The sequence below is a fragment of the Acinetobacter ursingii DSM 16037 = CIP 107286 genome, assembly GCF_000368825.1.
In the GTDB taxonomy this organism is placed as follows: Bacteria; Pseudomonadota; Gammaproteobacteria; order Pseudomonadales; family Moraxellaceae; genus Acinetobacter; species Acinetobacter ursingii.
The window spans coordinates 577,178-599,163 of the sequence record NZ_KB849716.1 but is presented as its reverse complement, the minus strand read 5'-3'; the positions used below and the strand labels follow the sequence as shown (position 1 = coordinate 599,163).

The following is a 21,986-nucleotide window of genomic DNA, read 5'->3' as shown; positions in this document are numbered from 1 at the left end:
TTAAAATTTTAGATACAGATGATTATCGTCAATAAAAACCTCATTTATTAACCTTCCTCCTAAAGTTGGACGTTGTTAGTCCAACTAGAAGGTTCAAATCATTTACATGGGTATCACATCAACTTGATCCCTTGCTGACCAGCAGGGGTGACTTTAAAGATTTCAACTTCAAAACTAATATTTTTACCTGCAAGCGGATGATTAAAATCCACTTCGGTAATATCATCATTGACTGATGCCACAACACCAAATAATGATGCTTTGGCTTTATCTTCAAATTCAATCATATGACCAACGATAGGACGCTGTTCAAATTTAACTGTATCAAACTTTTGAACATTTTCAGGGTTCCACGGACCAAAAGCATCTTCTGGTGGCAAATGCACGGTACGACGGTCGCCTGCACGTAAACCAAATAAAGCCTTTTCAAAACCCGGTAATAAATTACCATCACCAATGGTTAAGCTGACTGGTTGTTCGCGACTACGCGTATTATCAATCTCGACGCCATTTTCCAGCGCTACAGAAAAATGTAACTCGACCTGAGCGCCTTCTTGAATACGAATTTCTTCATTTGGTTGAATAATTTCAGTCATGTTTCACTTCTGCACGTTGGATACGTTTCTTTTCAAGAAAAAAAGTATCAATTAACAAGAGGATGGTTCCTAGCGTAATGGCACTGTCGGCAATATTGAATGCAGGAAAATGGTGGTCTTTATAGTAGACATGAATAAAATCGACCACATAACCCAAGGTCATACGATCAATTAAATTGCCTAAAGCACCGCCTAGAATCAGAGCAATGGCCGCAGGCAAGATGATACTGTGTTTAGGCATACGCATCAGCCAAAACACAAAAATAATCGAGACAATACCTGCTAGCCCTGTAAATAAATAGTGCTGCCAACCGCCTGCATCCGAGAGAAAACTGAATGCTGCGCCATAGTTATGCAACAGCGTCCAGTTTAAAAATGGTAAGACAGGTACAGGATCGGCATAATTCAGATGAGTACTGGCGATCCATTTGGTCCATTGATCTAAAATGATGGCAAGGACAGCCAGTCCAAGCCAAATCAGATTATGTGGATAAAACTGGAATAAGCCTTGTTTTGTTTGGGTCTTAGGCATATTTTCTCACTTCGCCACGACCTGTGACGTTTACGATACAACGACCACATAAACCCGGATGATCAGTATGGGTATTCACATCTGGCAATACATGCCAGCAACGCACACATTTTTCACCTTCTGCTGCCGAAATTTGCACGCGTAAGCCATCCATCTCGGTTGCTTCACCTTGTTCAGCGAATGGATAGACATTGACTTGAGACGTAATGAGAACAAAACGTAATTCATCACCTAATTGGTTCAATACTGTTTGCAGTTCATCTTTGGCCCAAATCTCAACTTTGGCAGACAAATTACTTCCGACCAGCTTGGCATTACGTGCCGCTTCAATCTGCTTGTTGACTGCTGATTTAACCTGAATCAAGGTTTGCCAATCGGCTTCAGAAATCAGGTTTGCTGTGGATGCGACAGGCAAATCATACCATTCAGCCGTAAACACATATTGTTCGGTTTGCTCTGGGATCAATGGCCATGCTTCTTGTGCAGTAAAGCTCAAGATCGGTGCCATCCAGCGAGCAAAGGCTTGAACTAAGTGATACAGTGCAGTTTGTGCAGAATGACGCGCCTGTGAATCCGCTTTGGTGGTGTACTGACGATCTTTAATGATATCGAGATAAAAACCACCCAAGTCATTGATACAGAAATTGGTCAAAGCGCTACATACGATATGGAAGTTCATATCTTCATAGGCTTGTTGAATCGTTTTTTGAACCTCAACAGCACGTTGCAGGATGTATTGATCCAATGCAATCAGTTGATCAACTGGCAGGGCATCGGTTGATGGTTTAAAGCCATTGAGGTTGGCCAACAAGAAACGCAAGGTATTACGGATACGACGATAACCGTCTGATGCACGACTGAAAATTTCTTTACCCGCAGTCATTTCATAACGATAGTCGCTCGAAGCAATCCAGAAACGAAGACCATCGGCACCCATGTCTTTGATGATGTCTTGTGGCGTGATGATATTGCCCAAAGACTTCGACATTTTGCGACCTTTTTCATCGACCACGAAACCGTGTGTGAGTAGACCTTTATATGGCGCGCGTTCGTTGATGGCAATCGAAGTCAATAAAGATGACTGGAACCAGCCACGATGTTGATCTGACCCTTCTAAATACAAATCGGCAGGATCGGTGAGTTCTTCACGTTGACGTAATACGGCATAGTGGGTTGTACCTGAATCGAACCAGACATCGAGCGTATCACGTACCGCATTGTACTGTTCGGCATCTGCACCGATAAAGTCTTTGGCTTCACGATTGAACCAAGCATCAATGCCTTCTTTCTCAATCAACTCCGCTACTTCTTCGATCAGTTCAGCCGTACGTGGATGCAGTTCATGCGTATCTTTATGCACAAAGAACGGAATTGGAACACCCCAAGTTCGTTGACGTGAGATACACCAGTCTGGACGACCTTCGATCATCGACTCAATTCGGTTTTTACCCCAGTCAGGCACGAAGCTGATGTCATTTTCAATCGCATTTAAGGCACATTCACGTAAACCCTTGGCATCCATGCTGATAAACCATTGCGGTGTGGCACGGAAGATAATTGGGGTTTTGTGACGCCAACAATGTGGATAGCTGTGTACGATCGGTTGATGCGCCCATAAACGGCCTACAGCGCCTAATGCTTCAATAATTTGCGGATTGGCTTTATAGATATGTTCGCCTGAAAAAATGGGCGCAGTCGGTAAATACACGCCATTGCCACCGACAGGATTATCCACTTTTAGGTTATAGATCAGACCCACTTTATAGTCGTCTGCACCATGACCCGGCGCGGTATGTACAGCACCCGTACCACTGGTCGCAATGACGTGTTCACCTAAAATCACAGGCACTTGACGATCAGCCAACAGGGGATGCTGTAAGCTCAGATGCTCAAGCACGGCACCTTTGAAATCTGCCAAAACAACAGGATTTTCTAGTTTATAACGGGCAATCGCAGATTCAACCAAGTCTTTGGCTAAGATAAAGTTCTGAGTACCGCGGTCACTCTGTACCTGTACCAATTGATAGTCAATTTCGGCATGTAATGCAACCGCTTGGTTGGCAGGTAATGTCCATGGCGTCGTCGTCCAGATCACGATATCGGTTGGTGCAGTCACCTCTACATTCAAGCGTTGACCAAGATCATTTAGATCAACCACACCAAAACCGACATCAATTGCATCGGACTTTTTATCTTCATATTCAACTTCGGCTTCTGCCAGTGCCGAACCACAATCGATACACCAATTGACAGGTTTTAAGCCGGGCTCGATATGACCTGCTTTTTGAATTTCACCTAGAGCACGGACGATATCCGCTTCTTGTTTAAAATTCATAGTCAGGTACGGATCTTGCCAATCCCCAAACACACCCATACGGATAAAGTCTTTGCGCTGTAAATCGACCTGACTCATGGCGTATTCACGGCAAGCTTTACGGAAAGTTGAAGCATCGACCTTTACACCAACCTTACCGACTTTTTCTTCGACTTTGAGTTCGATGGGTAAACCGTGACAGTCCCAACCCGGTACATAAGGCGAATCAAAACCATCCATCACACGGCTTTTAACAATAATGTCCTTTAAGACTTTATTGACCGCATGACCCAAGTGGATCTGACCATTAGCGTAAGGAGGGCCATCATGTAAAACATATTTTTTCTTGCCAATACGCGCTGCACGAATCTTCTGATAAATGTTGTCGGCATACCACTCTTCTAACCATTTGACTTCGCGCACAGCCAGATTGGCTTTCATGGCAAATTCGGTGCCCGGCAGGTTGAGTGTGGCTTTATAATCCACGGCATTTTCAGGAGTTTGCTTATCGCTCATGCAAGTTGTCTTCCAGTTCGATCAGCGTTAAAGCTGACGTGTTTTAGCATCAAAAAAATTCAAGATTAAAAAGGGAATTGTGGGTGTTGCTCTCGAAATTCAAGTAAATCTTCCACATCTTGGTCAATTCCAGCTTTCAGCGCGTCCAGCGATGGATAGTTTCGTTCACCATGTAAAAAGTTTAGAAACGTCACTCGCATTAACAGGCCATACAGATTAGCAGAAACTTGCGGGAAATGTACTTCCAATCGCCATTCGGGATGTTCCTGTTGAATCGCAGGGCGTGTTCCGACATGACCTGCACCAAATAAACTGTCGAGATGATAGCCCTCAATGCCTTTTTGTGTAGGATCATCACTTTGCACTTTATCGCGTAGAGACCTGCTTTCACAGACCACATCTACCCCATAAATACCGCTTAAACACGGTTTATGCCGATTTAAACGCACATTAATGGTCGGGAAGTTAATAGTGCGACCAATCTGATCGCCATATTGCACTCGACCTATAATGCTGTAAGGACGACCCAACAGCTGTGCTGCCAGAGCTAAATTACCTTCGGCCAAAACCTGACGAATACGAGTAGAACTCACCCGTTCTCCATGGTATTCAATGGTGTCTAAATTGGTGACTTGAAAGCCATAATCACGTAAAAACGCGCTATTGCCCTGACGGTTTTTACCAAAATGAAAATCATCGCCCAAAATCAGTTGCTGTGCATTGAGTTTAAAATGTAGTAAATCTGCAAATTGTTGTGCGCTTAGACCGCGAAATTGTTCATCAAATTTGGCAATAGCAATATAGTCCACGCCTAATTCAGTCAAATATTCGACTTTTTCTCGAAGCGAACTAATCCGTGGTGGCGCGTCAAAGCCTTTAAAATATTCAAGGGGTTGGGGCTCAAAGACCATCACCAGCGTTTTTAAGCCGTTTGATTGTGCAATTTTTTTGAGTTGCGCGATCATCGCCTGATGCCCCAAATGGACACCGTCAAAGTTGCCAATCGTCACCGCAGTCGCAGGCAACTTAAAATTTGGCGATAAGGCATTCAGGCGGAGCAGTTTCATGGATGTCAATGAAGCTAATTTTTGAAAGTCCTCTATATTGCCATAAACTGAGGGCTTGGTGCTATTGTTGCGTTTTTATGCAGGCAAAAAGCACGATCTTTTTTCTTATTATAGATAATACTTATAATTAAATTAAAAATAAATCAATTTTTCTTATTTTAAACTTTGATTATGATGCTTCTATCAGACGATGAGATAAATTGAATGAATATTCTATTTGATCAAATGCAATTGAAGCAAAAATTGATTCGGGAATTTACCCCAAATTGGTTTGCGGTGGTCATGGGTACTGGTGTGGTCGCCTTGATTTTGGCGCATTTTCCTTTCGCGTCCAGTTTATTTTATCGTCTTGGCATGATGTTATGGATATTCAATAGCGCATTGTTCATTGTTTTTAGTGTGCTGTATCTGGCGCGCTGGTTTTTTTACCCTGAAGAAGCCAAGCAGATTTTGAGTCATCCGACGATGAGTTTGTTTCTGGGTACGATTCCCATGGCATTGGCCACGGTTCTCAATGGTTTTTTGAGCTATGGCGTGCCTCTTTTCGGTGAATTGGCTGTGCTGATTGCGCTTAAACTTTGGTATCTGGATGTGCTATTGGCGATTTTGGTGGGATGGATTGTGCCATTTTGTATGTTTAGTCGTCAGCAACATACACTACCGAGCATGACCGCAATGTGGTTGCTTCCTATTGTCGCCGCAGAAGTTGCCGCAAGCTCTGGGGGCTTAATTTTGAATGTTGCGCCAGATTTACCCAATGCTGTTGCAATCTTGTGGGGCAGTTACATTCTCTGGGGCACGTCTGTATTACCTGCTTTTTTAGTTTTGGCCATTTTGATATTGCGATTGGCTTTACATCAAATCCCCCCAAAAGAATTGGCGATTTCAAGCTGGTTATCGATTGGCCCGATTGGAACGGGAGCACTGGCAATGCTGTTACTTGGACAGGCTGCTCCACAGGTTTTGCAACAGCATAATTTACAACTGCTTGGGCCTTTTTTGCAGCATAGCGGTCTATTCATTGCTCTGGTGTTTGTGGGAGTCGGTATTTGGTGGTTAGGCATTGCGATTTTTGCAAGTTTGCATCATTTGCGACAGGGCATTCCATTTAATTTGGGCTGGTGGGGATTGACCTTTCCTTTAGGAGTGTTCATCTTGGCACTGCAACAATTGGCGTTACAATTACAATGGAGTAGTTTGACGGTGATTGTCCACGGTTTGATGATGTTGTTATTGGGTTTATGGGTGTTGGTCACTTTAAAAACCATTCGTGGGGCATATTCAGGACAATTATTTTTTTCTCCTTGCTTACAGATTTGGAAACAGCAGCAGGAAAATCATTAATTCTTTTTAGATAAAGTTGTATATGTAAAATTGATCAGCTTAAATGCGCTGTAATGAAACGGAGAGAATACAACATGAAAGTTGCGCTGATCATGGCAATTCCTGATGAATCCAAAGGTCTATTTGAGCAGGCGGGTATTCGTGTTCACTATAGCGGTATTGGCAAAATCAATGCCGCCTTTAGTGCATTTGACGTGATTCAAAAAACGGGCTGTGATGTGCTGTTGAATTTGGGGAGTGCAGGCAGTGCTACGTTTGATGCACATACATTGGTTGAAGTCAGTCAGGTGGTGCAACGTGATATGGACGTTTCTCCTTTGGGCTTTGCGATTGGAACTACGCCTTTGGATCAGGACTTTCCTGCTGCAATTGAACTTGAACCCTTTTTTTCAGAATTGCCAAAAGGCATTTGTGGTACAGGTGATTCTTTTGAAACCGGTGTACCCAAGCTCACCTGTGATCTGGTGGATATGGAAGCGTATGCGATCGCCAAGGTGTGTAAAAAACTAGGTGTTCGCTGTATTTCCGTTAAATACATTAGTGATGGTGCCAATGATACGGCGCATTTGGATTGGGAAGCCAATTTACTTTTGGGCGCACAGAAGTTACTGGCCTTATATCAGCGCCATTTCTAAAATAGTGAATTAGGTTTGAAGAAAAAGGCATAAATCTTGCTGGGTGATTGATAACTTAATTTGACCAAATGGTTTAAAATGAACTATCAGCTTTATCCTGCTTTCAATGCCAGTCAGGAATATGTGGTTTTTTCTTCGGGTCTGGGTGGACACGGCCAGTTTTGGCAGCCACAGATTGCTGCTTTTCAGCAAGCTTATAATGTTTTGATTTATGATCATGAAGGCTGTCATGCTGATAGTGCCTTATTGTCAGAAACTTATTCTTTTCAGGATTTAGCCGAGCAAATTAAAAATCTATTGCTACAACTGAATATTCACCAGTTCCATTTTGTTGGTCATGCGATAGGCGGATTTATTGGGCTGGAATTAACTCAGTTGCTTGCTACATCTGGATTAAACATGCAAAGCTTAACCGTGATTAATGGGTGGGCAGCGCTAGATCCACACACTTTAAAATCTTTCCAAACCCGATTGGCTTTACTCGAACATGCGGGAGTTGCGGCGTATATTGCTGCACAGGCTTTATTTTTATATCCGCCAAGCTGGATTTCTCAGTATCATCTTGAAATTGAGCAACAAGAACAAAAACAGCAAAAAGATTTTCCACCAATTCAAAATGTTATACGACGTATTTCAGCATTAATGCATTTTCAGATCACACCACAGCATTTGACTGAGCTTGCGCAAAGGCCCGTTCTTTTGATTGCAAATCAAGATGATATGTTGGTGCCATATCATCAAAGTTTAAAACTGTGGAAATTAGTAGCTCAAGCCGAACTCTATTTGATGGCAGATGGAGGGCACGCTTCAACGGTAACGCAAGCGGCTTTGGTCAATCAGCGGATTTTAAGATTTTTACAGCAGATTTGATCGATCTTTATCACCATTCAGATGGTAGTAAAATGCGCTGTGACGAGTCTCGTCAATTTTAATCTTCTAAAGCTGATTAACACCGATAAAGATCAAGCTGAAGGACGTGGCAATACGCCGTAAAGCATCATATGTACCGTATGCTCAATGGCACGTTGCTGCATACTACGATTACGCAGGGTTTTGCCTGTGACCATTTCCATTTGAATACTAAAGTCAGCATAATTTTGAGTGACCGCCCAGATGTTTAAAATCAATAATTCTGGATCAATGTCGGCAGAAATCTTGCCTTGTTCCTGCCATATTTGAATCACTTTGGCCTTGCGTTTAAACAGTTTTTTTAATGGCCCTTTTAAAATTTCCAAAATATGCGGTGCACCTTGAATAATCTCTAAAGCAAAAAGCTTAGAGGCTTTAGGTTGAGTCCGTGATACTTCTATTTTTTGAATCAAATAATGCGCCAGTGCTTCTGTCGGTTCGAGTTCAACTTCCAGTGTTTGTAAAGGTGCCAGCCATTTTTGTAAAACCGTGGTCAGCACTTCCACATAAAGCGCTTCTTTATTTTCATAATAATAGAAAATATTGGACTTATGCATATTTGCCAGTTGAGCAATTTCATCCAGACTTGCCCCGCTAAAACCGTAAGTTGAAAAGACATCCAGTGCAGCACTGAGCAACTGATTTCGTTTTTGCGTACTCTTTTTTTGTTCCATTGGCATAACTAGTCTAGACGGTTCAGAAGGATTGTAAGGTAAACCGCGCGATTTGTGCACAGCCTAAATTTATTTTTCTGCCCGAGAAGAAAAAATAAGTACTTCATCTTGCGGGAGTTGTTTGAAATTCCAGCATCTTTTTGTTCAAAAAGCAAACAAATTATATAAATTTTAGTCGAATGTCATGATGATGGTTTTGCTGTTTTTTTGCACGTTATTGACTCGCGTTTCACTCAAATAGTGCATTGTTGTGCGCCATAATTTTACTAAACGGTAAAAACAATTTGACCATATGTTTTATTCAAATGCTTATAAATTATGAATAAAACAAAGTTGGCATGGCATATGCATTAGAAAATAACAAGAAATGGCCATTCTTAAAAATTGAATCGATGAGTTTTAGCGATTGCTCAAGTCATCCATGCATTACATCTTCCCAAGAGGATTGACCAAATGAAAATAGGTGTTTTTTGTCCCATCGGAAACAATGGCTGGCTGCTTTCAGAAAATGCGCCACAATATATGCCCACTTTTGAACTCAACAAGCAAATTGTACAACGCGCTGAACATTATGGTTTCGATTTTGCCCTGTCCATGATCAAGTTGCGTGGATTTGGTGGAAAAACTGAATTTTGGGATCATAACCTCGAAACTTTTACCCTGATGGCAGGATTGGCTGCGGTTACCAGCAAAATTAAGATTTATGCAACTGCGGCAACATTGGTCATGCCGCCAGCGATTGTGGCTCGGATGGCTTCGACCATTGATTCAATCTCCAATGGACGCTTTGGTCTGAATGTCGTGACAGGTTGGCAAGCCCCTGAATATAGCCAAATGGGGATGTGGCCAGGCGATGAATATTTCGGTAAGCGTTATGAATACTTATCTGAGTACGTTCAAATTTTGAAAGAACTTTGGGCGACAGGGCAGTCGGATTTTAAGGGCGAACATTTTCAGATGGATGATTGCAGGGTGAGCCCGCAACCACAAAGTGAGATGAAAATTATCTGCGCAGGACAATCCGATACAGGGCTCGAATTTTCCGCCCAACATGCCGACTATAACTTTGTATTTGGTAAAGGATTGAATACACCAACGGCATACGCAGAAATTAATGATCGTTTAAAACATTTTACCGACCAAACAGGTCGTGATGTTCAGACCTATGTGTTGTTTATGGTGATTGCGGCAGAAAACGATGCAAAAGCAATGGCGAAATGGCAAAGCTATAACGACGGTGCCGATGTAGAGGCGATCAATTGGCTGATGAATCAGGGCGGCAAAGATACTAAATCAGGCACAGATACCAATATTCGTCAAATGGCATCCAGTGTTTCACCCGTCAATATCAACATGGGAACGCTAGTTGGTTCGTATGAGAAGGTCGCCGCCATGCTGGATGAAATTGCTGAAATTCAGGGGACAGAAGGCATCTTGCTGACTTTTGATGACTTTGTACAAGGCGTTGAAGACTTTGGCGAACGGATCCAACCGCTGATGAAATCGCGTCAGGAGGTGGTTGCTGAGTATCAACCCACTCAAACTTTGGAGAAAAGCGCATGAATACCGTGATTGCAGATTTTACCGAACGCGCAGGTACAGGTCGTGTGTTGAAAGCAGAACCTGAAGCGATCCAACTTGTGCCAGAACAGACCGCTCTCATCGTAATTGATATGCAAAATGCCTATACCTCGATCGGAGGTTATCTGGATCTGGCAGGTTTTGATGTGTCCAAAACCAAACCTGTGGTTGCCAATATTCAAAAAGCGATTACAGCAGCCCATGCTGCGGGCATTCAAGTGATTTACTTTAAAAATGGTTGGGATGATCAATATGTCGAAGCGGGCGGTGCAGGTTCGCCTAATTTTCATAAATCCAATGCGCTGAAAACCATGCGTAAGCAGCCTGAGCTACAGGGTAAATTACTGGCAAAGGGCGGTTGGGATTTTGAACTCATTGATGAGTTACAACCTACAACACAAGATATTGTGATTGAAAAACCACGATATAGCGGTTTCTTCAATACCGCACTGGATAGCATGTTACGCGCTCGCGGGATTCGCAATTTGGTGTTTGTCGGGATTGCCACCAATGTCTGTGTGGAATCGACTCTGCGCGATGGTTTCTTCCTCGAATATTTTGGGGTGGCTCTGGATGATGCCTGTTATCAAGCAGGTCCGCCAGAAATGCATACGGCCAGTATGTACAACATCAAAACCTTTTTTGGCTGGGTGTCAGATACGCAAAGTTTTGTCGACACATTTCAACATAACCCAGAGTTTGCCAAGACCGCTTAAGGGAGTATCGTCATGCCTAAACAGATTATTTTACCAGCAGGAACACCACCGCCTTTAGCACCGTATGTGCCTGCAACCAAAGCCGATAATATCGTATATGTCTCAGGCATTTTAGCGCTGGATGAAAACAACGATGTGGTGCATGTAGGCGATGCTGCTGCACAAACCCGGCATGTGCTGGAGACCATCAAGAGCATCTTGAGCAATGCAGGTGGCAGTTTAAAAGATGTCACCTTTAATCACATCTTTTTGCGTGACTGGGTCGATTATGCTGCGATCAATCAGGTTTATGCGGAATATTTTCCAGATGAACGTCCCGCCCGTTACTGCATTCAGGTGGGATTGGTCAAACCCGATGCGCTGGTTGAAATCGCCTCAGTGGCGCACGTTTAACTACACCAAAACCAATTTCTTATGCTGTTAAATAGCATACGTGAATCCTCATGACGTTGATGTTTTGAGGGGGAGATCAGCAATGACTGTATTAACACACACCACAAATCAGCTTAAAAGCTTGCTTGAAAAAATTACACCGTCTCATCGTTCTACGCATTTGCAGGTCGATCAACAGGCCTTTCGACAGGGGATGTCCAATCTGGGCGCTGCGGTTAATGTGATTACCACCGATGGTGTCGCTGGGAAATCAGGTTTTACGGCTTCCGCCGTGTGCAGTGTTACCGATAGCCCACCGACATTATTGGTGTGTTTAAACCGTTCTGCTTCTGTATTTGAAACTTTTCAGAAAAATCAGGTGCTCTGTGTCAATACGCTGGCGGCGCATCAGACCACCCTATCTAATCTTTTTGGTGGCAAAACACCAATGCCTGAACGCTTTGCTCAGGGAGAATGGCAAACATTGGTCACACAGGCGCCTGTTTTAGAAGATGCCTTGGTGTCGTTTGATTGTGAAGTGGTGCAGAGCCTATCCGTCGGTAGCCACGATGTTTTTTTCTGCGAGGTCAAGGCGATCCAGTATGGTCAGGGGCAAAACCCCCTAATGTATTTTAACCGCAACTATTGTGAACCCCATTATGTAGCTTAAATCTCATGTGAAATGAGGAGAAATAGCGATGTCGAGTCAAGAACCGTGGTTTGTCAAATTTAAACCTTATCAAGGCAATCTGGATCAAAATCCTGTTCAGATTGATGAATATCTTCCCGCAGGAAAAAGTGTTGTACTGGGTTTACAACATGCTTTTGCCATGTTTGGGGCAACCGTGCTGGCACCGTTATTGATGGGTTTTGATCCCAATCTGACGATTTTTATTACTGGTTTTGGCACCATTTTATTCTTTTTAATTACAGGTGGGCGTTTACCCAGCTATTTAGGTTCAAGTTTTGCGTTTATTGCAGCAGTTGCCGCGGCAACGGGCTACAACGGTATTGGAGCAAACCCAAATCTGGCTTTGGCTTTGGGAGGAACAGTTGTCTGCGGAATAATTTATGCGCTGATTGGTTTGGTGGTGATGCGTACAGGTACGGCATGGATTGAAAAATTGATGCCACCGATTGTCACAGGTGCCATCGTCATGATCATCGGATTAAATCTTGCTCCAGTGACGATTAAAGGCGTTTCTAGCAATGGTTTTGATACATGGATGGCGGTTCTCACTATTCTATGTATTAGCGCAGTAGCAGTATTCACCAAAGGCATGCTTCGACGTTTGCTATTACTGGTCGGGTTATGTGTGGCTTATTTTGCCTATTTTATCTTCGCCAATGTATTGGGATGGGGCAAACCCATTGATTTTACCCCCATTGCGCAAGCGGCTTGGTTTGGCTTACCGACCTTCCATACGCCCGTTTTTCAAGCCAATGCGATTTTGCTGATAGCCCCTGTTGCCTTGATTTTAGTAGCAGAAAATCTGGGGCACTTTAAGGCGGTTTCTGCCATGACTGGACGCAATCTTTCGCCGTATATGGGGCGTGGATTTTTTGCTGATGGCGTGTGTACCACCATGTCTGCCTCAATTGGCGGGACAGGGATGACCACCTATGCTGAAAATATTGGCGTGATGGCGGTAACCAAAGTTTATTCGACGACCGTATTCGTTGTTGCGGGAATATTTGCCATTTTACTGGGTCTTTCACCTAAATTTGGTGCCGTGATTCATACCATTCCGGTTGCTTTACTGGGCGGCGCTTCGATCGTGGTCTTTGGTTTGATTACCGTGGCAGGGGCTAAAATCTGGATTGATAATCGGGTTGATTTTAGTCAAAACAGTACCCTGATTATTGCCGCAGTGAGTTTGATCATGGGGGCAGGAAATTTCAGTTTACATATCGGTTCGTTTGATCTGGGCGGGATTGGAACTGCGACGCTGGCTGCGATTGTACTGAATTTATTACTGAATCGAAATCAAAAGACTTTAAACCAGACAGACACTTCAGCACATGATGATCAAAATATTCAACCGCTTAGCCCGCGGTCTTAAGGAGTAAATCTGCTGATGCGTATCGGATTTATAGGTCTAGGCGCGATGGGATGGCATATGGCGGGGCATTTAACTCAGCTCGATGCCACGGTCATGGTATGGAATCGAACTCAACGTAAAGCAGAGGCACATGCAGCCCAATTTGCAACAGTTGCAGTTGATCTGGATGTGTTAGTACAGGCCGATTTTATTTTTTCCTCCCTTCCAACAAGTGCAGAGGTGGAAGCGATGATTGCTGCACATCCACCTCAATCTGGCAGTATCTGGATAGATTGTACCAGTGGTGTTCCTTGCTCGGCACAACACTTGAGCCATTCGTTAAAACAGCGGAATATCGAGTTTTTGGATGCGCCAGTTTCAGGACAAACCATTGGTGCAGAACAGGGAACATTGACTGTAATGATTGGGGGTGATGCCACTGCTTTTGAACGAGCCAAAGCTGTGATTCAGGCCTTTGCGGGAAAGATTGAACATGTCGGAGAAAGTGGAGCTGGCTTTGCGGTCAAGGCGATTAATAATAGCTTGATGGCTGCTAATCTTTGGGCATTAAGTGAGGGGTTGTCGGTACTCAAGGCGCGTGGGGTCAATTTAGAAGCTGCTTTGGCATGTATTAATCACTCCAGTGGTAAAAGTACCATGTCTGAGACGGTGATGCCGCAAAAAATCATGAATCGGCGCTTTAATAAAACGTTTGCGCTGCATTTATTGCAAAAAGATATCGGAATCGCGCTTGATCTGATCGCAGAGACTCAGCAGCAGGGACGTTTATTATATGCTGTACAACAGTTGTATGCTCAAACCGATCGACAAACAGCAGAGCACGTCGATTTTTCAGCGGCTATTCAAGTGCTTGAGCAATCTCATCAAGTATTGTTGAATTAAATAGGTAAATTCTTGAATGAATAAAAGCCGCAGATTGCGGCTTTATTTATGTGGCCAAAACAGCCTCTAATACACGTTGTTCTAATTCTGCAAATTCAGCCCCTTTTTTGCGTGGTCGAGGTAGATTGACCTCAAAACTATGCGCAATATGACCTTTATCCAGCAAAATAATTTTGTCCGCGAGTTGGACTGCTTCACTGACATCATGTGTGACCAAAATGGCGGTAAAACCTTGTTCTTTCCACAAGCGCTCAATCAGATTTTGCATTTCCAGACGGGTCAAAGCATCCAGTGCGCCTAAAGGTTCATCTAAAAGCAGGATACGTGGTGAATGCGATAAAGCCCGAGCCAGCGCTGTACGTTGGCGTTGACCTCCCGATAGCTGTGATGGCCATTGATCTGCTTTGTCTTTGAGTCCGACTTTTTCCAAGAGTTGTTCAGCAATATCACGTTTATCTTTGGCTAATCCTAGCTGTACATTCTGTAAAATACTTTTCCAGGGCAAAAGACGTGGATCCTGAAACATCACCCGAATATCATCACTGGTAATGCCTTCACGAAAATTTCGTGCAGATTTAAACTTAATCTCGCCATAACTGGGTTGTTCCAAATCTGCAATTAAGCGCAGCAGCGTACTTTTGCCACAGCCACTTCGACCTACAATCGCAACAAACTCACCCGGTCGAATATGCAGATCAAGATCTTCTAGAACCTTCACCTGCCCATAAAATTTATGCAGCTGTTCAATACTGATTTCGGCACCTATCGGTGCATCTTCAACCTGAACAGACGTTTCAAGAGGTCGGTTCGCTGGTTTATCTGGATATAACGGTAAATTTAAATTGGTCATGATCAAAGCCCTCGAAATTTATGGTTGATAGCCTGCATGCCAGCGCAAGAAATAGCGCTCAAGCCCCTGTGCCAGAACATCAGCAAGTTTGCCCAATAAGGCGTAAAGTAAAATCCCGACCAGCACCACATCGGTCTGTAAAAATTCACGTGCATTCATAGTCATATAACCAATACCAGACTGTGCCGAAATCGTTTCTGCCACAATCAACAGTACCCACACCAGACCCAGTGCAAAGCGTAATCCGACCAGAATGGACGGCATCGCACCCGGTAAAATGATGTCTTTATACAGTTGCCAGCGGGTCAAACCATAGCTTTTTCCCATTTCGATCAATTGTGGATCAACTGAACGAATACCATGATAGGTATTGATATACATTGGGAAAAAAACACCGACTGCGACCAGAAATAATTTGGCAGATTCATCGATGCCAAACCACAGGATCACCAAAGGAATTAGCGCCAATGCAGGAATATTACGAATCATCTGTAAGGTCGTGTCGAGTAGCGTCGAGGCGGTTTTGGATGAGCCATTGAGTAATCCTAACAGCAGTCCTAATCCGCCCCCAATTAACAGACCGAGCAGTGCTCGACCTGCACTGACTTTGACATGATGCCAAAGTTCACCACTGACCAGCAGATGCCAGAATGCACTAATCACCGCCGTTGGCGCAGGTAAGACGCGGCTTTGCAGGATTCCTGTGCTGGACGCGAGTTGCCAGATCAGGATCAATGCGATTGGAAACAGCCACGGTAAGCTGCGTTTAAAAATCGCTATTGTTCCACGTGAAACAATAGAGGAGGCTGTATTGAAACTCATACAGGCTCCTTGACCACTTTTTCTTTCTTGGTCTGATCAGGTGCATAGTTATTGGCAATAATTTCACCGAAAGGTCCTGTAAGGTTCGGTTGCGCCAGTTTTTCACGGGTTTTGAGTGGAAGTAGTGGAAACACCAGTTCAGCAAAACGAATCGATTCTTCCAGATGAGGGTAACCAGAGAAGATAAAGGTGTCGATCCCTAAGTCGGCATATTCCTGAATGCGCGCAGCAACCGTTTCTGGATCACCCACCAGCGCGGTACCTGCTCCACCACGAACCAGTCCAATGCCTGCCCATAAGTTTGGCGAAACTTCAAGTTTGTCACGTTGACCACCGTGTAGAGCCGCCATGCGTTGCTGACCAACCGAATCCATTTGTGCAAATTTCTTTTGTGCTGCGGCAATGGTGTCATCATCCAGATATTGAATCAGTTCGTTGGCTGCTGCCCAAGCCTGTTCATTGGTTTCACGCACAATCACATGCAAACGGATCCCATAGTTCAGAGTGCGTCCTTTGGCAGCAGCTTTTGCTTTCATACCTTCAACTTTCTCTTTAACCGCCGCAGGAGGTTCACCCCAAGTCAAATAGGTATCGACTTGTTCAGCCGCCAGTTCTGAAGCAGCATCGGATGAACCACCAAACCATAAGGGTGGATAAGGTTTTTGAATCGGTGGATAGAGCAGTTTGGCTTCATCGACGCTCAAACGATCACCATGAAAGGTAAATGCTTCGCCTGTATGTGAGCGCGTCAGGATTTCACGCCAGATTTTAACGTATTCACTGGCGGTCTGATAACGGGTTGAATGGTCTTCATACAAGCCATCACCTTTAAGTTCTTGTTCATCACCGCCTGTCACCAGATTAAGCAATACGCGACCGCCAGATAAACGATCAAAGGTGGCGGCCATACGGGCTGCCAGTGCAGGGGTGGTAATCCCCGGACGTAGCGCCACCAGAAATTTCAAATGCTTGGTTGCATCAATCAGGCTGGCCGCAGTAATCCAAGGATCTTCACATGAACGTCCCGTTGGAATCAAAACACCGCTATAACCCAGATTATCCACCGCCACCGCAATTTGTTTCATATACGCATGATCCACCTGACGCGCACCTTTGCTGGTTCCTAAATAGCGACTGTCACCGTGAGTGGGAATAAACCAGAAAATATTCATATTAACCTTCCTTTAAATGCGTTTTCATCAAATTGCGTGAGTGTTAAGAAACTCAGTATTCATTAACTTAAAAATTAAGAAGCCTTGGGTGATTTGGCTGTCCAGATGGTTTGACTCACCTGAATACTTTTAGGAATCAGTTGAACTTGCAGAAATAGATCGGCAATATTCTGTTGGGCTTGGGTGACTTCAGGCGTCACAGGTTGTACAGGTGATGGCTTAAGTCGCTTGTCTAGTACTGCTTTGGCGACTTGGGTATCCAGTCCAGTGCTTTGTGCATAAATACTTAAACCTTCATCTTGATGTTTCACAAACCATTGATCTGCTTGGTTTAAGCCAGTTAATACTTTTTGCGCAGCATCAGGATGCTGTTGGATAAATTTTGGATTACCAATATAGAAAGAATAGGTAGTTGGGAAAGCTGTGCCATCGATCAGCGATTTAGCATGACCTTTAAGCTCAGTGGTACTTAAGTACGGTTCCCAGATTGACCAAGCATCGATGGCACCTTTGTCAAAGGCGGCACGGGCATCGGCAGGGGGGAGCCAGACGGGTTGAATGTCCTGCCAGCTTAAACCTGCTTTTTGTAGCACCTTGGCAAGCAATTCATGCGCACTTGAACCCTTTTGTACCGCGATACGTTTTCCTTTAAGGTCTTGAATCGATTTGATTGTGCTATTGGCTGGAATCAGCAAGGCTTGAGAATTGGCAGGGACCACTTCATAACCGACATAGCTCAGATCTTTATCAGCGGCTTGCGCAAAGATGGGCGGTGTATTGCCGACTGCACCAAAATCTACGGCACCTACAGCCAACGCTTCAAGCATTTGTGGGCCAGCTGGAAATTCACGCCATTCAATTTTGGCATTTGGAAATTCCTGCTCAAATATTTTTTGCTGTTTAGCAATCAAAAAATTCAGTGAAGATTTTTGAAAACCGATGGTTAAGGTTTTCACTGGCGCGGTCTGGGTTGTGCCTGCCTCTTTTTGTGCTTGCGCATGAGATTCGGTTTTCTGGCAAGCACTGAGCCCCAATCCAAGACTTATAGCGCCAATCGCACTCCACTGTTTTAAGCTAATCATCAGTTATTATCCTATTGGTTTTATTTATTTAATTTCGCCAGTTAAGATGGCATCTTGAATTTTTAATGGCTGTGGAATTAACTTTTGTTGATAAAAAGCATCGGCCACTTGTTGCTGTTCGTTAATCACTTGTGGCGACAATGGCGTCACGCCAAAGCCCATGCGGGAAATTGAGGTTTTTAGAATATTGAAATCCAGTGCAGTCGGTTTTTCTAGGAGTTTGGCAGCATCATCCTGATGAGTCTTAACCCATTCCGTACTTTGATTCAGTTCATTGACCAATGTTTTCAACACATCTGGGTGGTTCTGGGCAAATTTACGATCTGCCAGATAAAATTGATGGTTGCTGACCAGATTTTGTCCAGTGGCAAGGACACGTGCACCAATTTGTTGTTCTGCCGCAGCAAAGAATGGATCCCAGATCACCCATGCATCGACGGCACCTTTTTCAAAGGCAGCACGGGCATCGGCAGGCGGTAAGTACACCACTTGGATGTCATTCAGGCTTAGTTGGTTCTTTTCTAGGACTCTAAGTAATAGATAATGCACATTGGAGCCTTTATTGAAGGCGATGCGTTTACCTTTTAAGTCCTGAACGGATTGAATTGTAGAATTTTTAGGCACAATCAGCGCTTCAGCATTGGGTGCAGCAGGCTGATTGGCGACATAGACCAAATTCGAATTGGCTGCTTGAGCAAAAATAGGAGGCGCTTCACCTGCCTCGCCAAACACCACACTTCCGACATTTAAACCTTCCATAAGCTGTGGACCCGCAGGAAATTCCACCCACTTGACCGTAATCCCCTGATCTTTTAACGCTTTATCTAGTACGCCACGCTCTTTGACTATCGGCAATAAACCATATTTTTGAAAACCGATATTTAAGGTGGTGAGATCCTGAGCTTCTTTTTTGGCACAGCCACTGAGCATCATGATTCCTGCGATACTCGCCGTCATCACTGAAAATTTGAACCACGAAGAAGAAAGGATGCGTGTCATGAGGTGTATTGCCCTAAATCTAAAAGTAAGCTTTGAGGGCACACCTTAAAACCATTTCTATTGCATAAAAAATAAGTTTTTTGACATTAGTTATGAAAAAAATGGATAAATAAAAAAGTGCTAAGGATATGCAAAAAGGAATATTTAAAAGAAATAGCAAAGATCAAAACATATCTATTAAATATTTGATCTTAAATATTTTATTGAATAAGAATAAGTTTATGAAAATAATTAATAATCTTGTTAAAGCGCAACAGAAGTTTTATGACTAAGCTTAGTTAGAATAAAGATATACACCGTTATGCTAAAGCCAGCCCATTATGCTCAATGGACTGGCCGCTCAAAAAAAGAACATCAGGATTTACATCAACATTTTTTTAAATACCAATGAATTTCGTTGATAGTTATACAACTCTTGCCGTGCATTGGGGAGATCGTCGACACTGGCAGTCTGAAAACCTTGTTCCAAGAACCAGTGCGCGGTGCGCGTGGTGAGTACAAATAATTGTAAGATGCCGTTTTGTCGGGCTTTTTCTTCTAAGAAATGTAGGATTTGACTGCCACGGTTCGACTTGCGATAAGCAGGATCCACTGCGACACAGGCGATTTCAGCAGAACGGATTTCATTTTTTGCTGTTGGAATTGGATAGAGCGCAGCACAGGCTAGAATCATGCCATCGCGTTCGATCACGGCAAATTGTCCAATTTCACTTTCTAATCGTTCGCGGGAGCGATAGACCAAAATACCATCTTGTTCCAGTGGACGTAGTAGATTGATCAGTCCACCAACATCCTGAATGGTTGCCATACGGACTTCTTCATAATGTGCATCGGTAATCATGGTGCCGATACCATCACGAGTAAATAACTCCTCAATTAAAGCACCATCGTAGGCATAAGAGATCAAATGCACCCGATGTACACCTGACAGTGAGGCGCGCTGCGCTCCCTGTAAATGCAAGGCCATTTCATCATCATCTTGCTGAAATTGCTCAATATAATGGTCTAACTGATGTGAATTGAGTTCCCGTAATACTTTGCCCTGATCATCCAGTAAGCCTTGTTTATTACCCAAAAAAATCAGTTTGTCGGCTTGTAGGGCGATTGCAGTTTTGGTGGCAACTTCTTCTGCCAACAGGTTAAAGACTTCGCCTGTGGTGGAATAGCCTGTTGGCCCTAGAACCACAATATTATGATTATCCAAATGGCGCTGAATGGCATCGGTGTCGATACTGCGAACTTCTCCCGTGAGTTGAAAATCCACGCCATCACGAATTCCATAAGGTTTAGCGGTGACAAAGTTGCCAGAAACAGCATCAATACGCGCACCAAACATGGGTGAGTTAGCCAGTCCCATTGATAACAGGGCTTCAATTTCCAGTCGGATAGAACCCACCGCATTCATGACACAACTTAATGATTCACGCGTGGTCACACGACGATGCAGGTGAATCGGGGTTTGAATCTGTTTTTCTTGCAGATTTTGATTAATTTGTGGACGTGCGCCGTGGACTAAAATCAGTCGGATACCCAACGAATGCAATAACGCAATATCATGAATAATATGTTGAAAATTAGGGTGTTGAACGGCTTCACCGCCGAACATTAAAACGAAAGTTTTATTTCGATGTGCATTGATATACGGTGCTGAGTGACGAAACCAACGCACATAATCTTGCGTGGTGCTAGAAGTAGACTCAGTCTCGTGTAATTGCATAATCGACTCAAAAATAGAGAAATATAGACTGATTTTAAACAAAATTCGTTAAAGGGGAATGCCTGATGCAAAAAAACACCCTAATCATCATCAGGGTGCTTTAAAAAAGCTTAGACGTGATCAAAGCATTTTTAGAATTTTATGATCATGTTGAGAGACGAGAACATAGTGTCCATTCAACTGATACCATTGCTGACCACGTTTGGGCTGCGCCAAGTGTTTGTGGCTACGGTAATCAACCTGATAGCGCGATGACTGGTACTGACGTGGTAGGGTATGACCAATCCGCCAGTCACGGCTCGGATCCAGCTTTTTATCCATCTCATGTTTGGGTTGATGAAGTTCTGCCTGATTTTGATGGACATAATGTTTTGAATGCGGATCTTGTGGAGCGGCCATGGCGCTGGTTGCCAGTAATCCACTCATGCCCAAAACCATTGTACTGATCCATTTATTCATCTGCATAATGTACCTCTATCATGTTTCAACTTATCTTTGATGGTTTTAACTTAACGTCAAATTTGAGAGAAAACGTGAAGAGTGCATAGCAAATTGTGAAAGATCGGGATGGATTAAGAAGAGCATGTGAACATAGGGTTAAAAAAAGCCCAGATTTGGAATCTGGGCTAGAAAAAAGTAATATTTTTAATAAAAGTAAATCGTTTAAAAACCTACAATCCGAATAATATCATTGGTATCTGAGTTGACTAAGATATAGTCATTGTTGATTTTATACCATTGCTGATTTCGGTCAGGTTTCGGCAGATTATGATCCCGATATTCAACTTTATAGCCATTGCTGCGATAGTGTTGAGGCATGACATAACCAGGTTGCCAGCGATGCTGTTTTAAGCGTTGTACGCCACGTTCTTCACGCATACGGCGTTGTTCTGAGCGCATCTGTTCATTGTCATCATTATGATTGCGATCATAACCACGCTCTTTACGTGCCTGAGGAAAATCATGGCTATTATCGCGATCAAAATACGGTCCAGCCACTGCAACCGTACTCATTAGTGCAGTCAAAGATAATGCCAGAACTGTCAAAATCTTTTTCATCATGCTTCCTCGGTGACGTACTTCTTTTTCATGGTTTTAATGTACAAAAAAAATGCAGAGAAACTGTGAAGATTGCGCAATAAT

General features: G+C 43.5%; 22 protein-coding genes. 9 read left to right on the top strand and 13 right to left on the bottom strand.

The features are described 5' to 3' along the window. Positions 1–113 precede the first annotated feature (113 nt). From F944_RS07480 to ribF, 4 genes are all read right to left on the bottom strand, one after another. A complete protein-coding gene (locus F944_RS07480; protein ID WP_004988866.1) occupies positions 114–596 on the bottom strand; it encodes an FKBP-type peptidyl-prolyl cis-trans isomerase in 483 nt (160 codons plus the stop codon). Then, on the bottom strand, positions 589–1,128 hold the full coding sequence (gene lspA / locus F944_RS07475) for a signal peptidase II (RefSeq protein WP_004988863.1): 540 nt from the start codon (positions 1,126–1,128) through the stop codon (positions 589–591). The genes F944_RS07480 and lspA overlap by 8 nt, the downstream gene beginning before the upstream one ends. Next, positions 1,121–3,958 (bottom strand): isoleucine--tRNA ligase, encoded by a 2,838-nt coding sequence (ileS, locus tag F944_RS07470; RefSeq protein ID WP_004988862.1) that lies wholly within the window; start codon positions 3,956–3,958, stop codon positions 1,121–1,123. Before ileS ends, lspA begins: the two co-directional genes overlap by 8 nt. A 65-nt stretch (positions 3,959–4,023) precedes the next feature. After that, entirely contained in the window at positions 4,024–5,025 is a 1,002-nt protein-coding gene (gene ribF / locus F944_RS07465; protein ID WP_004988860.1) for a riboflavin biosynthesis protein RibF, read from the bottom strand. 204 nt (positions 5,026–5,229) lie between these two features. On the opposite strand from ribF, the gene F944_RS07460 reads away from it, so the two are divergent. The 3 genes from F944_RS07460 to rutD all read left to right on the top strand — a co-directional run bounded on the left by F944_RS07460 (position 5,230) and on the right by rutD (position 7,874). After that, entirely contained in the window at positions 5,230–6,369 is a 1,140-nt protein-coding gene (locus F944_RS07460) for a TDT family transporter (RefSeq protein WP_004988858.1), read from the top strand. Between the two features lie 53 nt (positions 6,370–6,422). Continuing rightward, positions 6,423–7,004: a 5'-methylthioadenosine/S-adenosylhomocysteine nucleosidase family protein gene (locus tag F944_RS07455; RefSeq protein WP_372463886.1), complete on the top strand. Its 582-nt coding sequence runs from the start codon at positions 6,423–6,425 to the stop codon at positions 7,002–7,004. Between the two features lie 78 nt (positions 7,005–7,082). Further along, positions 7,083–7,874 (top strand): pyrimidine utilization protein D, encoded by a 792-nt coding sequence (rutD, locus tag F944_RS07450; protein ID WP_004988852.1) that lies wholly within the window; start codon positions 7,083–7,085, stop codon positions 7,872–7,874. 92 nt (positions 7,875–7,966) lie between these two features. Here rutD and F944_RS07445 read toward each other — a convergent pair whose 3' ends face one another. After that, positions 7,967–8,587, bottom strand: coding sequence for a TetR/AcrR family transcriptional regulator (locus tag F944_RS07445; protein ID WP_010588879.1), 621 nt, complete (start codon positions 8,585–8,587; stop codon positions 7,967–7,969). 453 nt (positions 8,588–9,040) lie between these two features. Between F944_RS07445 and rutA the strand changes: the two genes are divergently transcribed. The 6 genes from rutA (at position 9,041) to F944_RS07415 (ending at position 14,201) form a co-directional block, all read left to right on the top strand. Then, entirely contained in the window at positions 9,041–10,150 is a 1,110-nt protein-coding gene (gene rutA, locus F944_RS07440) for a pyrimidine utilization protein A (protein ID WP_004988849.1), read from the top strand. Next, positions 10,147–10,884 (top strand): pyrimidine utilization protein B, encoded by a 738-nt coding sequence (gene rutB, locus F944_RS07435; protein ID WP_004988846.1) that lies wholly within the window; start codon positions 10,147–10,149, stop codon positions 10,882–10,884. The genes rutA and rutB overlap by 4 nt, the downstream gene beginning before the upstream one ends. Before the next feature lie 12 nt (positions 10,885–10,896). Continuing rightward, positions 10,897–11,277 (top strand): pyrimidine utilization protein C, encoded by a 381-nt coding sequence (rutC, locus tag F944_RS07430; protein WP_004988842.1) that lies wholly within the window; start codon positions 10,897–10,899, stop codon positions 11,275–11,277. Between the two features lie 82 nt (positions 11,278–11,359). Continuing rightward, positions 11,360–11,926 carry an NADH-dependent FMN reductase RutF gene (gene rutF, locus F944_RS07425; RefSeq protein ID WP_004988841.1) on the top strand — a complete coding sequence of 189 codons (567 nt, stop codon included), beginning with the start codon at positions 11,360–11,362 and terminating at the stop codon, positions 11,924–11,926. 28 nt (positions 11,927–11,954) lie between these two features. After that, complete coding sequence (gene rutG, locus F944_RS07420) at positions 11,955–13,319, top strand: pyrimidine utilization transport protein G (protein ID WP_004988840.1); 1,365 nt, start codon at positions 11,955–11,957, stop codon at positions 13,317–13,319. 15 nt (positions 13,320–13,334) lie between these two features. After that, positions 13,335–14,201, top strand: a complete 867-nt coding sequence (locus tag F944_RS07415; RefSeq protein WP_004988839.1) for an NAD(P)-dependent oxidoreductase — start codon at positions 13,335–13,337, stop codon at positions 14,199–14,201. Positions 14,202–14,247: 46 nt separating this feature from the next. Here the strand turns inward: F944_RS07415 and F944_RS07410 are convergent, their stop codons facing one another. From F944_RS07410 to F944_RS07375, 8 genes are all read right to left on the bottom strand, one after another. Next, a complete protein-coding gene (locus F944_RS07410) occupies positions 14,248–15,051 on the bottom strand; it encodes an ABC transporter ATP-binding protein (protein ID WP_004988838.1) in 804 nt (267 codons plus the stop codon). 18 nt (positions 15,052–15,069) lie between these two features. Then, complete coding sequence (gene ssuC / locus F944_RS07405) at positions 15,070–15,873, bottom strand: aliphatic sulfonate ABC transporter permease SsuC (RefSeq protein ID WP_004988837.1); 804 nt, start codon at positions 15,871–15,873, stop codon at positions 15,070–15,072. Further along, positions 15,870–17,045 carry an FMNH2-dependent alkanesulfonate monooxygenase gene (gene ssuD, locus F944_RS07400; protein WP_004988836.1) on the bottom strand — a complete coding sequence of 392 codons (1,176 nt, stop codon included), beginning with the start codon at positions 17,043–17,045 and terminating at the stop codon, positions 15,870–15,872. Before ssuD ends, ssuC begins: the two co-directional genes overlap by 4 nt. Positions 17,046–17,119: 74 nt before the next feature. Beyond that, entirely contained in the window at positions 17,120–18,127 is a 1,008-nt protein-coding gene (locus F944_RS07395; RefSeq protein ID WP_004988835.1) for an aliphatic sulfonate ABC transporter substrate-binding protein, read from the bottom strand. 24 nt (positions 18,128–18,151) lie between these two features. Beyond that, positions 18,152–19,126, bottom strand: a complete 975-nt coding sequence (locus F944_RS07390; RefSeq protein ID WP_010588878.1) for a sulfonate ABC transporter substrate-binding protein — start codon at positions 19,124–19,126, stop codon at positions 18,152–18,154. Positions 19,127–19,487: 361 nt separating this feature from the next. Then, positions 19,488–20,843, bottom strand: a complete 1,356-nt coding sequence (gene argA / locus F944_RS07385; protein ID WP_004988831.1) for an amino-acid N-acetyltransferase — start codon at positions 20,841–20,843, stop codon at positions 19,488–19,490. A gap of 120 nt (positions 20,844–20,963) precedes the next feature. Beyond that, entirely contained in the window at positions 20,964–21,308 is a 345-nt protein-coding gene (locus F944_RS07380) for an RcnB family protein (RefSeq protein ID WP_004988829.1), read from the bottom strand. A gap of 198 nt (positions 21,309–21,506) precedes the next feature. Continuing rightward, positions 21,507–21,902, bottom strand: coding sequence for an RcnB family protein (locus F944_RS07375; protein WP_004988827.1), 396 nt, complete (start codon positions 21,900–21,902; stop codon positions 21,507–21,509). Positions 21,903–21,986 lie beyond the last annotated feature (84 nt).